This window comes from Psychrobacter immobilis (assembly GCF_904846185.1).
In the GTDB taxonomy this organism is placed as follows: Bacteria; Pseudomonadota; Gammaproteobacteria; order Pseudomonadales; family Moraxellaceae; genus Psychrobacter; species Psychrobacter immobilis_B.
Genome location: NZ_CAJGZQ010000004.1, coordinates 182,430 through 196,724 on the forward strand (window position 1 = coordinate 182,430; position 14,295 = coordinate 196,724).

Here is a 14,295-nt window from a genome sequence, read left to right on the forward strand (position 1 = left end):
CTGCGCGTCTCACCTAGTGTATTGGCATTAGCATATTCGTTTTTGTCATGTTAGTGAGGGTTTTTGGTGTAAAAGGGAATAGGTAAGGCGTGAAATACAGAACTAAAAAAGCCACAGGCTTACGTCAAAGCTTGTGGCTGTCATGTAGATTAGATTTTTGCATTAGATATTAGCAATAATGAGATTTGACCACGTACAAAAATCTACTCAAACTCACTCAGCATCTTAGTCATACGAGCGTCTTTCTGTTGCCAGATATCCTCTAACCAGTCAAACATCATTTTTTTGGTGGTTTCATCACGGTCATAGCCGCCGTCCATGATGGCAGCAAATAATTCGTCTGGTATCTTTAAGCGAGTCACATCGACGCCCAAACGGCGAATATTACCTTTCCATAAATCATCATAGTCAGGCGCGCCGTCTGGGTAGACAATGGTCACGTCCAAGATAGAATCCAACTCATTGCCTAACGCATTAATTGCTAATGACAAACCGCCAGCCCGTGGTTTTAACAAATGCTGATAAGGGGATTTTTGTTGATCATGTTTTTCTTTAGTAAAACGCGTGCCTTCCAAATAGTTTAATAGCGCGAAAGGTTTATTTTTTAATTGACGACAAGCACGTTTAGCCTCAAGCAAGTTTTGTTTTTTAAGTTCTGGATTCTTGGCCATCGCTTTGGCAGAAAAGCGCTTCATCATTGGAAAGTCTAAGAAATAAAAGGCTTGACCGATGACAGGAATATAAATCAGATTAAACTTGGTAAAAAACCGTGTCAGAGGCAGGGTATCTTGGCTGATATATTGCACAATGCTGGTATCAACCCACGATTGATGGTTGCTTACCAATAGATACTGCTTGTCTTCGCTCAGATCGTCAGGCAGGTTAATGCGCCAGTCTTTGTGAGGTAGGGCATGATCAATGACGGCGTTATTACTATTAATCCAGTATTTGGTAATCGCAATCAGCGCATCATCCGCAGCTTTTGCTCCTGTCAATACTTTTGCCGCTCCCAAAGTCCAGATGGGCAGACCCACCATCGCACTATTGGCAGTAAGAACACTCGTACCAGTTAAAAAAGAGGCGGCCTTGCCTACCGCTGGTAGCTTATCGTGCAGTTTTTCATAGAGTGAATCGATTTTTTTTATAAAAGACATAATAAATATCCATATTGATGAGCGCGAGTGCCTATAAGGAAATAAAAAAGGATGAGTAGCTTTGTCCATGATGTGGCTTTATAGCGTCGGTTTAATGCCGAGCAGCCACTGAGGCAAGCCATAGAATACCGCAATGTTAGACAATAAAACGTTCAAGAAACGTTAATTATTCAAATGCTGACTTCTTTATACAGATAGAGATATTCAAAAACTATAGAAAATTGTCTATTGAGCAGACTATTTGCTATAGTTTGGCGGCCTCTAATGAATACTTTATATAATAAGCTATTGTGAGGAAGAGGAGGATGTATGTCATGGTTCACCATAGCGTATTAAGCGAGCTGTTAAAGCAATAAACGGTAGTCAATATGATTGTAGTGCTAATCTAAGGTGTTGAACATTATTCCACGTGGCGCCGCGCTGAGTTTAGCGTCTGCTTTGTTTGGCATACTTTTATTATTGGCTTTTGTACTGACTCATCAAATAAGTTGGTCAATTTCTGGTATCTATCGCTACGATCTCTTGTTGGCTTATGCTTTGATTATTCAGGGTTTTTTGGTTTATTTCAAATTAGAAACGCCGCGTGAGGTATGGGTCATTGCTATTTTTCATATCATGGCCATGGCAATGGAGCTGTTTTTAACCCATCCCAAAATTGGTTCTTGGTATTATCCTGAACCAGCAATTTTTAGAATTGCCACTGTGCCACTTTTCGCCGGTTTTATGTATTCGGCCGTAGGTAGTTTTTTAGCGCGTGGCTTAAGATTGTTTAATGCCTCTTTTACCGACTTACCACGTTTACTATGGGTGAGTTTATTGGTTATTTTTTCTTATGCCAACTTCTTCACTAAGTTTTTTGTCCCTGATATTCGCAATATATTGTTCATCGCTTCAGTAGTTTTATTTTGGAAAACCAGAGTGTTTTTTCAAATCCATCACAAAAATAATCTTCAATTGCGTGATACCAAGCAATATCAATGTCCATTTTTACCATTACTGTTGTTGCTCGCTTTTTTGGTTTGGTTGGCAGAAAATATTGCTACTTTTACCAATATTTGGCGTTATCCGTCACAAGCAAATGCATGGCATATGGTAGGTTGGGGTAAGCTGGGCTCTTGGTATTTATTACTGATGCTAAGTCTAGTGTTGGTTTTGGCAGTCATGGGCAAAAGGGATGAGAAAGGCGGTTGGCAGTTAGCTCGATAATTTTGATACTTGCGTGTGTCCTCATTGTTTTGGCAGTAGCGCTTGGATTATAGATTCAAATTTTGTGGAACTGAATATTGAATCTACTATGACAATAAAAAAACACCTCTTATATCTAAGAAGTGTTTTTATCGTAAAACTACGAAATACCTAAAGCTGCGTGTGCAAGCCACACTCACGGCTTTCTTCTACTTTCGTCGGATCAAAGTAATCAAATTCATTCGGTAAGTGATGCTCTTCGAGATAAACATCTAAATCGGCGTCAGTGTTTTCAAACAATGGCGCTACTTTTAAGACGCCATCTTTTGATAGGCTAAGTACATCAAGACCTTGGCGGAATTCGGTTTGATCTTTACGAATCGCATTGAACCAAACATCCGGCTTTAGCTCATCTAGCGCACGGCGGAATGGCTCCAGTTTTACTTGGTCAGTGAATTCATCATGCTGTGGGTTGTCGATACCTGGGATACCGTTCATGGTCGCGTCACGATACGCTGCCGTTTGCTTAGGAATATAGGTGATGACGTTTAAATTTAAATCACGGATGACTTTATTGGCAAATTGATAAGTGGCATCCGTGTTATAACCTGAGTCTACCCACAATACGGTGATATCAGGACGCTGCTTGGCAACCAAATGCAGAATCACTGACTCGTATGGGCGGAAGTTAGTCGTGATGATTGGGTTTTTCGCTTGGCTTAATGCCCACTCAACGATTTGCTCAGGCGACTTGCCTTGCAATGCTTGGTTGGCTTGGTCGAGGTCTAAACTTGGATGTAATTGGCTCATAATACCTTCCTTAATGGTTGTTAATATAAAGTTAATATAAAATCGTTGATTAAAAAATTTATGATCAGTGTTAAAGCTAGGCGATTAAGGGTTCTGACGGTTTAGCAAACATCGGTAAATCCGAAGCACTTTGTCCATCATAACTACTGGCAAGGGCAGTAAATGCTTGCTCAATACCGAATTTAGAGTCTGGCTGCATGTCATGCTCGCTCAATACAAAGCTATCAACACCCATGCGCAGTAGATATGCGATTTGATCACGGCCAAACGCGCCAGCCACCCGAATCTCACCTTGGTAGCCAATTTGGCGTAGGGTACGTGCAAAGCTAAAGTTGCGACCATCAGCGAATTTAGGTACATCAATCACGATAAGCGCCTGCGTTGATAAGAATTCACTAATACCTTCTAACGCATCAGCATCGGTGTCAGCCGTCACCCACAATCCAAGGCGGCTACTATGCTGAACGATCAGCTCATAAACCTCTTTGATCAGACCACCGACCTGCGCGCCTGATTCGTCTAATAGATCAGCGAGCGGTACAATCACATCGGGCTTTTCTTGCCTTTGTAGCAACTCAAGCAACGTGATGTTTGTCGATACAATACTCTCTGGTAGCGCGTCCGTAGTGAGCACATGCCAGTTATCTTGACTGCTGATATCTGTGCCATGACTGTCCAAAATATGATGATTAGCCATAGACCTTCTCCTTAAATGGATCAATACCAACGCGCTCAACCAATTGACCAAAGCTTTCGACATCATTGTCGGTACTGGCTCGCAAGTCTACATAGACATCGACGATCTGCTGTATGGTATTGGCAACCTCAAGAGCAGGGACAGATTTACCTAATATTTTGCCAAGTTTGGCATCGTCACTGGAATTGCCGCCAATGCTGATCTGATACCAATGCTCACCTTTTTTATCCACACCCAAGATGCCAATGTCACCTGTATGATGGTGCGCACACGCATTGATACAACCAGACATGTTTAAGCGAATCTCACCCAAATCATACAGATAGTCTAGATCATCGAACTGTTTTTCGATTTGTTCAGCGATGTTGTGTGTCGTCGCATTAGCAAGCGAGCAGTAGTCCCAACCTGGGCAGACAATCATATCTGTTAGGGTATTAATATTAGCGCGTGCTAAATGCAACTCTGCTAGCTGCTGCCACAATTCATAGAGAGTGTTGGTTTGCACATCAGCGAATACCAAATTCTGCTGATAAGTACCACGCAGCTCACCAAAGCTGTATTTGTCAGACAGATCAGCCAGTGCATCCATCTGCGACTCGCCGACATCACCAGAGGGCACATATTTGCCATCGACCAAGCCTGCTTTGAGCGAAATAACGACCGCACGATAACCAGCGACTTTATGCGCCACCGTGTTTTGGTTGTACCAGTTAGCAAAGTCCTTATCAGCGTTTAATTGCTGCTGTAAGTCCGACTGTACCTGTAGCGCATCAAACGACACATAGTCAGGCTCACTAAAAAAGCTGCTCGCCGTCGCAAAGTTCTCATTAGTTAAGGTAAGTGAACCATCTTTGGTGTGGGCTTCCCACTCAGCATTGACCAATTTGGCAAAGGCAGGGCCGCCCATGCTCTCGACCAAAATCTTGATACGTGATCTGTATTTGCTGCCTTTATCACGGCGACCATGCAAGTTATAGACACGCAAGATGGCGTCCAAATAACTCAAGAGATGCTCGCGTGGCAAAAATTTATTAATCACTTTACCAAGGACTGGGATACGTCCGAGACCGCCACCGACCAATACTTCAAAGCCAATCTCGCCTTCATCGTTGGTTTTGATATGCAGACCGACATCATGTACTTGGGTTGCCGCGCGGTCATCATTGGTCCCGATGACGGCAATCTTAAATTTACGTGGTAAAAAAGCAAACTCAGGATGGAAGGTTGACCACTGACGAATAATCTCACAATAGGGACGTGGGTCAGCGATTTCTTCTTTATGAATACCAGCATAGGGATCGGTGGTGGTGTTACGAATACAGTTGCCCGAGGTTTGGATCGAGTGCATCTGTACTGATGCCAGCTCTGCCAAAATATCTGGCACGTCTTCTAGCTTTGGCCAATTCAGCTGGATATTGGTACGGGTAGTGAAGTGCCCATAACCTTTGTCATATTTACGAGTGATTTCAGCCAATTTTCGCAATTGGTAGCTGGCAAGTAGCCCGTAAGGAATGGCGATACGCAACATCGGTGCATAACGCTGAATATAAAGGCCGTTTTGTAATCGCAGCGGCAAAAATTGCTCTTCTGGCAGCTCACCTGCCAAAAACCGTTCGGTTTGGTCGCGAAACTGAGCGACTCGTTCTTCTACCAAGGTTTGGTCAGCGTAATTATATTGATACATGACGTAATCTCAATTTTGTTTTTAGTCTTAAAAGCAGTGACGAAAATGATTTGCGTGTGTAATCGGTCTTATTGCCAGTCGCAAGGTAAACCATTCAGAGTCACATCATATAAGCTTGCGTCTATAAACATAAATTCCTTTAAGACATATGTATATCCAAACACAGCATAAATTTTCATAACGAAAGTTAGGTAGCCTATGCTTATCAAATTTATCACTACCCATAAAGGTTATAAATCAATATGACATCTATCACCTCTAAGCAACCATCAAAACTCGTTCCTCCACATGGCAGCGCTGAGCTGAAGCCGCTATTGTTGAATGCTGAGGCACGCGCTCAAGCATTGAAACTTGCCAGTACATTGCTGACCATTACTTTAAGCTCACGTGAGCGTGGTGATTTAATTATGTTCGGTATTGGCGGCTTTACGCCATTGAATGGCTTTATGAATCAAGCGGATTGGCAGGGTGTGGTTGATGATATGCGTTTGCAAACTGGTGAAAACGCGGGTTTGTTTTGGCCAATTCCGATCACCTTGTCTGCACCAAAAGCGACTGCAGATAGTTTGAGTCAAGGCGATAAAGTAGCCTTGGTCGCTCAAGACGGCGAAATCATGGGTATCTTGACGGTAGAAGAAACATATACCATCGATAAAAAGCATGAGTGTCAGCAAGTATTCACCACAACAGACCCAGAACATCCGGGCGTACAACAAGTTTTAGAGCAAGGCGAAGTCAATATTGCCGGTAGTGTCGAGGTATTGAGCGAAGGCGAGTTCCCAACCTTATATCCAGAAATCTACAAAACGCCAGCAGAAACGCGCGATATTTTGGACGCTAAAGGTTGGAAAACAGTTGCTGCTTTCCAAACGCGTAATCCAATGCACCGCTCACACGAGTACCTTGCCAAGATTGCTATCGAGATCTGTGACGGTGTATTGATTCATTCATTGCTAGGGGCATTGAAACCGGGTGATATCCCAGCTGATGTCCGTCAAGAAGCCATTAAAACCTTGATTGATAATTATTTTAGACAAGACACTGTTATTCAAGCCGGTTATCCGCTAGATATGCGTTATGCCGGTCCACGTGAAGCACTGTTGCATGCCGTATTCCGTCAAAACTACGGCTGTAGCCACTTGATTGTTGGTCGTGACCATGCTGGTGTCGGCGATTATTATGGGGCATTTGATGCCCAAACGATTTTTGAGCAGGTTGGTAAAGATGATCTTATCACCCAGCCGCTCAAAATTGGCTGGACGTTCTGGTGTAATGCTTGTAATGCCATGGCGTCTGATAAAACATGCCCGCATGAAGCGTCTGAACACGTTAAAGTATCAGGTACCAAGCTGCGTAAAGCGCTATCAGAAGATGAAGTGGTACCAGAGAATTTTAGCCGTCCAGAAGTACTACAAATTTTGCGTGATTATTATGCTGGTATCGCAAGAGAGGAACGTGCTGAAGTGAAATTGGTTGGTGCCTCTGCGGTGTGAACCAAGATTATCAGCATACAAACCAGTATAAAAAAAGGTGTCAGATGATAAGTCTGACACCTTTTTTTATACTGGTTTTCAACGCCTGTTACCTAAGCTAGCGTTCGTTATCTATTAAATCTCTAAATCTGTTGTCAGCTTTTGATAATCACCGACCAATGTGCCACCGCCAGAGCAGAAGTAGTTAAGCGCGTATTTATCTTGACTATCAATAGTCAGTTTATCATCCTTAAATTGAAAGAATGCCGTACTGTCATTGACTTTGCTTTGGAAAATAATGCCGTGCGCGTCATCTTGACCCATTAATGTCGCCTTGCCATCAAACTGGCAACTGGGCTTTTTAATATCGCTACGGGCGCGAACCTTTATGTTGATTTGCTGATCACTCTCTGCCCGTACCATGACGCCAACCCAATCATAGCCTTGCGCGCGCTTTTCATAACCTTCATCAGCATAATCTCCAACGACTGCTTGCACAGCTGGTATGACATCGGCTATCGGTTGTTTTATAGCTTGGTGATTTACGCTAGGTGTCACGTTATTACAGCCACTTAAGGCAAACAGAGCCGCCGATGTGGTGAAAAATACCGAAAAAAAGCGTGAGTGACGAGCGGCACGAGGTGGAGACATGATCATTTAAGTACCTTTGATAAAGGAGTGATTAAGAGGAATGGTCGTTATCTAAACGCAACGCCTAACAGCATGGCTGTAAGGATATTAGTTGACCACTACAAGAGATAGTATCGTTTACATAAAGGCTCGTCTATATAGTAAGCAATACCATTACTTACTCAAAAGTGTCTGCTCATCACTATAGCGCAAAATACTTAGATAAAATAAGCCCTGTGAAATAATTAATAAAATGACTTATGCCAAGTTAATCACTCGATAAGCGCATTTGTCACTAAGCATTTGACTCACATGCTGTTAGCATATTTCTCATTATCTATAGAACCGCATCCAAAGAATTATGCGCATTAATAAGATTATTAATGCTGTGGAAAACGCTTCTATCAACATTATCGAGAGCACCCATGCAACCAGATAACAAAAGTATTCAGCAAGTATCTCAAAATCTTCGTTTTGCTAACCTGCATACCCTTATTGAGGATAAAAAGACGCCAATGCCGCTCGCCAATATCAGTGTTAAAGTTGGTAGCGTACTGGCGTTTGCAATATTAATGACAGGCTGTAATCCTACCGAAGCCACTCAACAAGACGGCTCGAACGCAACGAGCGATGCAAAAAATATCAGTTTATTAAATGTCTCTTATGATGTATCACGCGATTTTTATAAAGATTATAACGCTTTATTTAGCGCAGATTATCAACAAAAGCATTCAGACAGTCAGGTAAATATCAACCAATCACATGGTGGCTCAAGCAAACAAGCATTGTCGGTTGCCAATGGTCTGCAAGCAGATATAGTCACTTTAAACCAAGAAAGTGATATGAATCTGTTGGTTAAAAAAGGCTTGGTTGCCTCTGATTGGCAGCAAGCGTTCCCGAACAATGCGGTGCCTTATACCAGTACCATGGTGCTATTGGTGCGCGATGGTAACCCCAAAAACATCAAAGACTGGTCAGACTTGGCGCGTAATGATATCGACGTGGTGATACCAAACCCGAAAACCAGTGGCACCGCGCGTTATGCGTTTTTGGGTGCTTATGGTTACGGATTACATCAATTTAAAGAAACGGTGCAAAGTCCTGCCAAAACGGATGATTTTATCAAAAAACTACTGGCAAACGTGGTCACTTATGACAATGGCGCACGCGCCGCAACGACTAGCTTTACTCAGCGCGGACTGGGCGATGTGCTCATCACGACCGAAAATGAAGCGCATTTAGCCGTCAAGCAATTTGCCAAAGGACAGGTCAATATCGTTTATCCCAGTTATTCTATTGTGATTGCTAACCCAGTGGCGGTCGTAACAGCCGTTACTGACAAGGGCGGCAAAACGGCAGCGGCGAATGCTTACCTAAAAGGCTTATGGGACACCCCAGCACAAGAGCTCATGGCACAGATGTATATGCGTCCCAGTAACCCACAAGTGCTGGCAGCTCACAAAGCAACCTTGCCTGATATTGAGACTTTTGAGCCAGTAGCAGTATTTGGTTCTTGGGAGCAGATTATGGACACTTTCTTTGTCGATGGCGGGCGTTTCGATCAGCTAGCAAGAGTGAAGTAGGGAGCATTTATCAAGAGATCATCAATGGCCTGATAAATGCTCAAAGTGCTCAATTTGTATGAGCCAGAGCGGGTAGTTAGTAGGGTGTCAGCCTTATGTATTAACGATATTATTTAAGTGATTGATAACCTTGTATTTATACCTTTGTTATTCCATTTTGGCAATAACATACGCATATTCATCATTAAACATAATAAGATGGCACTGTTAGCATACTTGCATTACTTAACAGATACCTTTGAGGGATTTATGACATACGCTTTGCGATATCAACAAAAAAGTAAAAAACGTAACGTCTTGAGCATTGCAGGCGTTGCGTTAACCTTGGGGCTAGCTGGCTGTAGCAATAGCGAGACAGAGACGACTGCTAATGCAGATGGCACAGCAGCCGCAGAGGGTCAAAATATTGAGCTGCTGAACGTCTCTTATGATGTGGCACGTGACTTTTATAAAGACTACAACCCATTATTCGTTGAGCATTATAAAGCGGAAAATCCAAACAGCAGTATCCTAATCAAGCAGTCACATGGTGGCTCAAGCAAACAAGCGCTGTCGGTTGCCAATGGTCTGCAAGCAGATGTCGCTACCATGAACCAAGGCTCAGATATTGAGCTACTTGAGAAAAAAGGTTTGGTTGAGTCAGATTGGGAAAGTAAATTCCCAGACAATGCCGTGCCTTTTACCAGTACCATCGTATTCTTAGTCCGTAAAGACAACCCAAAAGGCATCAATGACTGGGAAGATTTGACCAAAAAAGGCGTTGAGATCGTCATGGCCAATCCAAAAGTGACGGGTAATGGTCGTTATGCGTTCCTGGGCGCTTATGGTTATGGCTTGCACGCTTTTGATAAAAACGAGACCAGTGCCAAAAACTACGTAAAAGACATGCTCAAAAACGTCAAAGTTTATGAAAATGGCGGGCGCGCCGCGACCACCACTTTCGTTCAGCGTGGTATCGGTGATGTCCTAGTGACTTTTGAAAATGAAGCCAACTTGGCAGCGACTGATTTCGGTGCGGGTAAAGTAGACATCGTTTATCCTAAATACTCTATTAAATCAGAAAGCCCTGTTGCTATTGTCAAGTCAGTGACAGATAAAAAAGGCACAACGGATGCTGCAAAAGCTTATCTTGACTACTTATGGAGCGAGCCTGCTCAGCAGCTAGCAGCCAATCTATACTTGCGTCCTAGCGTCAAAAGCGTCCTTGATAAAAATGGTGATAAATTACCACCAATCGAAACATTCCGTCCAAATGATGCCTTTGGCACGTGGGATGAGATTATGGGTACGTACTTCAGCGATGGCGGTGTATTCGATCAGTTAGCCATTAATGCCCCGCAGTAATCACTTGCTAATTGCATAAGAGAAGCTACTGCGCTAGCAAATGCAGTCAGTCACACCATTAGTCATGCAGAACTTTACAAAGGACATGGTCATATACGCTATGTCCTTTATACCGTAAGCACACTAATAACTACCTGATAGCATGGTTTTATGGACGACATCATCGTTAAATGCTTTCTGTTAAGTGCTCTTTTTAAGTATCAATAGTGAAAACCCACGTGAAGCAATAACAATAAATAGTAATCATCGCTAAGTACGATTGGTTAGGCAATAGGACATCATTATGAGTGCAAAAACATCTCCTGCCAGCAAAGCCCCTGCAAAAAAAGGGTGGTTAACACGTTTGCGCCAACGCAATGTGCTGCCAGGGTTCGGCCTGAGCATGGGTATCACGGTCTTTAGCTTGTCGCTACTGGTGGTATTACCGTTTGCCATGATGGCTTATACCACGACTCAGATGGGTTGGACTGGATTCTGGGAGACGATTAGTCAGCCGCAAGTCACTGCTGCTATCAAGCTAAGCTTATGGATGTCGTTTTTGGCGATGCTGACCAACATGGTGTTTGGCACATTGGTTGCTTGGGTACTCGTACGCTACGAGTTCTGGGGTAAGTCGTTGATTAATGCGCTAGTTGATTTACCATTTGCATTACCAACGGCGGTCACAGGCATTTCGCTTGCGACCCTTTATGCCCCTAATGGTTTGATTGGTCAGTGGTTTGATAAATTTGGCATTCAGGTCGCCTTTACACCTATAGGTATTTGGCTCGCCTTGGTTGTGGTCAGTTTTCCCTTTATTGTCCGTGCGGTACAGCCTGTACTCGCTGAGCTATCGGTTGAATTTGAAGAGGCAGCCGCGGTATTGGGTGCCAATCGCTTGACGACGTTTCGCAAAGTAATTTTGCCAGAGCTGTTGCCCGCTTTACTCATGGGTGCAGGCATGATGTTTGCCCGTGCCACTGGCGAGTACGGTTCGGTTATCTTTATCGCTGGCAATATTCCCATGCAATCAGAGATTTTACCGCTCATTATCATTAGTAAACTAGAGCAGTTTGATGTTCAAGGAGCTTCTGCAGTTGCATTATTTATGCTACTGATCTCATTTGTGATCTTATTGACCATTAACATCATGCAGTGGAAACTGTCGCGCCGTGTAGGAGCTCGCTAATGCAAATATCTAATAGCTATGACTACCAGAGCAACGCAGCGACTAAAGATACGCCATGGATACGCCTTACCTTTATCGTCATCGCAGTGTTATTTATGGTCATCATGTTGGTCATTCCGTTGCTGGCTGTGTTCTATGAGGCCTTTAAAGGTGGCTGGCAGTTGTATATTGCCTCGCTGGTCGACCCAGAAGCCCTGCAAGCCATTAAGCTGACGTTAATTACCGCGGCTATCGTCTTGCCGATTAATATGGTAATGGGTATCGCAATCGCATGGTTAGTGACGCGCTATCAGTTTAAAGGTAAGCAGCTGGTCACCACTTTGCTTGATCTGCCATTTTCAGTATCACCCGTCGTTGCAGGTCTGATGTTTGTTTTACTATTCGGACTCAATTCCACCATTGGCGGCTGGCTTGAGAGCATGGGGTTTCAAGTTATTTATGCGGTTCCAGGGATCGTGCTCGCTACTTTATTTGTCACCTTTCCCTTTGTAGCACGTGAGCTGATACCGCTGATGCAGACGCAAGGCGACTCTGAAGAGCAAGCGGCATTGACCTTAGGCGCGACTGGCTGGCAGACGTTTTGGCATGTGACGCTACCCAATATCAAATGGGCACTACTCTATGGTTTGATTTTGACCAATGCGCGGGCAATGGGTGAGTTTGGGGCGGTGAGTGTGGTATCTGGTCATATTCGCGGCGAGACCAACACCATGCCACTACTGGTTGAGATTGCTTACAATGATTATAACTTTACCGCCGCTTTTGCCTTATCAAGTCTACTTGCCGCGCTGGCGCTCGTGACGTTGCTTATTCAACAAGTCATGACTAAGCTACAAGAGCGCAAATTTGCCAAGTCCGAACGGCTGGCAAGTGTGCCTGAGTTACTGGTAAGTGCCAACGCTACGAAGGCTACCAATACTACTGATGCAACAACCGCTGAAAGTTCGGATAAATGATAAGCAAAATTATCTACACTTGGTCTGCACAAGGGCTGGCATTTAATTTAATAATATAAATGCGGTAACCAAAAAATCTGCCACGATACCAAAGATATAATAAGAGAACCCATTATGAGCATCGAGATTCGCAACGTTAATAAAAAATTCGGTCAGTTTACCGCCTTAGATAATATCAATATCACCGTGCCGACTGGCAAGCTGACCACTTTACTGGGACCATCAGGCTGTGGCAAAACGACGTTGTTACGCATTATCGCTGGTTTAGAGTATGCTGACTCAGGGCAGATATTGTTTGATGAGATGGATGTGACCAATACGCCAGTGCAAAAGCGCCATATTGGCTTTATGTTTCAGCATTACGCATTATTTCGTCATAAAAATATCGCCGATAATGTCGCCTTTGGACTGACCTTGTTACCAAAGAATGAGCGGCCAAGTAAGGCAGATATCAATAAGCGCGTTGCTGAGCTATTAGATTTGGTGCAGCTGCCCCAAGTTGCCAATGCTTATCCGCATCAACTCTCTGGTGGTCAGCGTCAACGGATTGCGCTGGCTCGTGCCTTAGCAGTGAAGCCGAAGTTATTATTGCTCGATGAGCCTTTTGGTGCCCTCGATGCCAAGGTACGTAAAGAGCTGCGCACTTGGTTAAAGAACATTCACCGTGAGCTTGGTATTACCAGTATCATGGTTACTCACGATCAAGAAGAAGCCCGCGCAGTCTCAGATGAGATCGTGGTCATGAATCAAGGGCGGGTAGAGCAGGTAGGCACATCGGAGGAGCTGATACACCAGCCAGCCAATGCGTTTATCAGTGATTTTTTAGATTTGGCATAGTAAAATTTGGTGCAGTTTTTCTATTATCACCCATAAAAAAAGACCTACAATAAATAGGTCTTTTTTTTATGGGTTATATCTCAACAGGCTTGGACATATCGAGGTCTTTGCTAGATATTTGCTTATAAGTAATATCCAAAATCTCTTGGCACCATTCTGGCAAGTCGTCAGCGACTTCATACCACATCCACGTGCCATCGCGAACACAGCTTAAAATACCGAGTTTCTTTAAATGGTTCAAATGACGCGATATCGTTGGCTGTGGTTGATCTAGTATTTCTACCAACTCACCAACACAGCGCGATTCTTTGTTAAATAGAATTTGAAATATTTTTAAGCGCGTCGGGTCAGATAAGACTTTAAATAACTCGATAGGTCGTATCGTAAAATTATTATCAGACATAGAACAATTCCAATTGGGCTTTGTTAATAGGGGTTCAATATAACAGCAGTTATCTACAAAATCGATTAAAAAATGGGCTAAATTACAGTTCGTCGTTAATTTACTACCTTTCATCATATTCGGTTACACGCACGCTTATATTCACTTACATCAATTAACTGCGTGCAATATAACTCTACTTTCATGACTGTACTTTTATACCAATAATCTCTGCACACGACAAAAAAACAAAAAAGTCTGTTAAAGCAAAGGCATAATAGTAATTTTTAAGACGAATCAGACCATGCCAAACTTTAACAGACTTAGTGAAACTTTAACCCAAAACCTGAGTATGAACAAGGCAAGAATCACATGTTTGAGCCTAATGAGTAT

At 43.3% G+C, this 14,295-nt stretch carries 12 protein-coding genes and 1 pseudogene; 7 read left to right on the forward strand and 6 right to left on the reverse strand.

Features of this window, described 5'->3' with window-relative positions:
- Positions 1-203: 203 nt before the first annotated feature.
- The gene (locus tag JMW94_RS03575) at positions 204-1,154 is read right to left on the reverse strand and encodes an acetyltransferase (RefSeq protein ID WP_201601265.1); all 951 of its coding nucleotides are present in this window, start codon (positions 1,152-1,154) and stop codon (positions 204-206) included.
- A gap of 393 nt (positions 1,155-1,547) precedes the next feature.
- On the opposite strand from JMW94_RS03575, the gene JMW94_RS03580 reads away from it, so the two are divergent.
- The gene (locus JMW94_RS03580) at positions 1,548-2,360 is read left to right on the forward strand and encodes a DUF817 family protein (RefSeq protein ID WP_227685402.1); all 813 of its coding nucleotides are present in this window, start codon (positions 1,548-1,550) and stop codon (positions 2,358-2,360) included.
- A 150-nt stretch (positions 2,361-2,510) separates the two neighbouring features.
- Here JMW94_RS03580 and JMW94_RS03585 read toward each other — a convergent pair whose 3' ends face one another.
- The 3 genes from JMW94_RS03585 to JMW94_RS03595 all read right to left on the reverse strand — a co-directional run bounded on the left by JMW94_RS03585 (position 2,511) and on the right by JMW94_RS03595 (position 5,530).
- Complete coding sequence (locus tag JMW94_RS03585) at positions 2,511-3,149, reverse strand: phosphoadenosine phosphosulfate reductase family protein (RefSeq protein ID WP_201601294.1); 639 nt, start codon at positions 3,147-3,149, stop codon at positions 2,511-2,513.
- 76 nt (positions 3,150-3,225) lie between these two features.
- Complete coding sequence (locus tag JMW94_RS03590) at positions 3,226-3,846, reverse strand: DUF934 domain-containing protein (protein WP_201601297.1); 621 nt, start codon at positions 3,844-3,846, stop codon at positions 3,226-3,228.
- Positions 3,839-5,530 carry a nitrite/sulfite reductase gene (locus JMW94_RS03595; RefSeq protein ID WP_201601300.1) on the reverse strand — a complete coding sequence of 564 codons (1,692 nt, stop codon included), beginning with the start codon at positions 5,528-5,530 and terminating at the stop codon, positions 3,839-3,841. The genes JMW94_RS03590 and JMW94_RS03595 overlap by 8 nt, the downstream gene beginning before the upstream one ends.
- Positions 5,531-5,772: 242 nt before the next feature.
- On the opposite strand from JMW94_RS03595, the gene sat reads away from it, so the two are divergent.
- A complete protein-coding gene (gene sat, locus JMW94_RS03600; RefSeq protein WP_201601303.1) occupies positions 5,773-7,023 on the forward strand; it encodes a sulfate adenylyltransferase in 1,251 nt (416 codons plus the stop codon).
- 114 nt (positions 7,024-7,137) lie between these two features.
- Here the strand turns inward: sat and JMW94_RS03605 are convergent, their stop codons facing one another.
- A complete protein-coding gene (locus JMW94_RS03605) occupies positions 7,138-7,659 on the reverse strand; it encodes a hypothetical protein (protein WP_201601306.1) in 522 nt (173 codons plus the stop codon).
- Positions 7,660-8,147: 488 nt separating this feature from the next.
- Here JMW94_RS03605 and JMW94_RS03610 point away from each other — a divergent pair, with 488 nt between their 5' ends.
- From JMW94_RS03610 to JMW94_RS03630, 5 genes and pseudogenes are all read left to right on the forward strand, one after another.
- Complete coding sequence (locus tag JMW94_RS03610; protein WP_201601397.1) at positions 8,148-9,215, forward strand: sulfate ABC transporter substrate-binding protein; 1,068 nt, start codon at positions 8,148-8,150, stop codon at positions 9,213-9,215.
- 249 nt (positions 9,216-9,464) lie between these two features.
- Entirely contained in the window at positions 9,465-10,559 is a 1,095-nt protein-coding gene (locus JMW94_RS03615; protein ID WP_201601309.1) for a sulfate ABC transporter substrate-binding protein, read from the forward strand.
- 283 nt (positions 10,560-10,842) lie between these two features.
- Positions 10,843-11,727: a sulfate ABC transporter permease subunit CysT gene (gene cysT, locus JMW94_RS03620; RefSeq protein ID WP_198329918.1), complete on the forward strand. Its 885-nt coding sequence runs from the start codon at positions 10,843-10,845 to the stop codon at positions 11,725-11,727.
- Positions 11,727-12,683, forward strand: a complete 957-nt coding sequence (gene cysW, locus JMW94_RS03625) for a sulfate ABC transporter permease subunit CysW (protein ID WP_201501256.1) — start codon at positions 11,727-11,729, stop codon at positions 12,681-12,683. Before cysT ends, cysW begins: the two co-directional genes overlap by 1 nt.
- A 114-nt stretch (positions 12,684-12,797) precedes the next feature.
- Positions 12,798-13,517 (forward strand): annotated as a pseudogene (locus JMW94_RS03630) (sulfate/molybdate ABC transporter ATP-binding protein); the annotation flags it as partial.
- Between the two features lie 76 nt (positions 13,518-13,593).
- Here JMW94_RS03630 and JMW94_RS03635 read toward each other — a convergent pair.
- A complete protein-coding gene (locus tag JMW94_RS03635; RefSeq protein WP_201601316.1) occupies positions 13,594-13,923 on the reverse strand; it encodes an ArsR/SmtB family transcription factor in 330 nt (109 codons plus the stop codon).
- Positions 13,924-14,295: the final 372 nt, after the last annotated feature.

Excerpts from the sequence above, each read along its gene's own strand:
- JMW94_RS03575 (WP_201601265.1), bottom strand. The coding sequence starts at position 1,154 with ATGTCTTTTATAAAAAAAATCGATTCACTCTATGAAAAACTGCACGAT.
- JMW94_RS03585 (WP_201601294.1), bottom strand. The coding sequence starts at position 3,149 with ATGAGCCAATTACATCCAAGTTTAGACCTCGACCAAGCCAACCAAGCA.
- JMW94_RS03590 (WP_201601297.1), bottom strand. The coding sequence starts at position 3,846 with ATGGCTAATCATCATATTTTGGACAGTCATGGCACAGATATCAGCAGT.
- JMW94_RS03595 (WP_201601300.1), bottom strand. The coding sequence starts at position 5,530 with ATGTATCAATATAATTACGCTGACCAAACCTTGGTAGAAGAACGAGTC.
- sat (WP_201601303.1), top strand. The coding sequence starts at position 5,773 with ATGACATCTATCACCTCTAAGCAACCATCAAAACTCGTTCCTCCACAT.
- JMW94_RS03605 (WP_201601306.1), bottom strand. The coding sequence starts at position 7,659 with ATGATCATGTCTCCACCTCGTGCCGCTCGTCACTCACGCTTTTTTTCG.
- JMW94_RS03610 (WP_201601397.1), top strand. The coding sequence starts at position 8,148 with ATGCCGCTCGCCAATATCAGTGTTAAAGTTGGTAGCGTACTGGCGTTT.
- JMW94_RS03615 (WP_201601309.1), top strand. The coding sequence starts at position 9,465 with ATGACATACGCTTTGCGATATCAACAAAAAAGTAAAAAACGTAACGTC.
- cysT (WP_198329918.1), top strand. The coding sequence starts at position 10,843 with ATGAGTGCAAAAACATCTCCTGCCAGCAAAGCCCCTGCAAAAAAAGGG.
- cysW (WP_201501256.1), top strand. The coding sequence starts at position 11,727 with ATGCAAATATCTAATAGCTATGACTACCAGAGCAACGCAGCGACTAAA.
- JMW94_RS03635 (WP_201601316.1), bottom strand. The coding sequence starts at position 13,923 with ATGTCTGATAATAATTTTACGATACGACCTATCGAGTTATTTAAAGTC.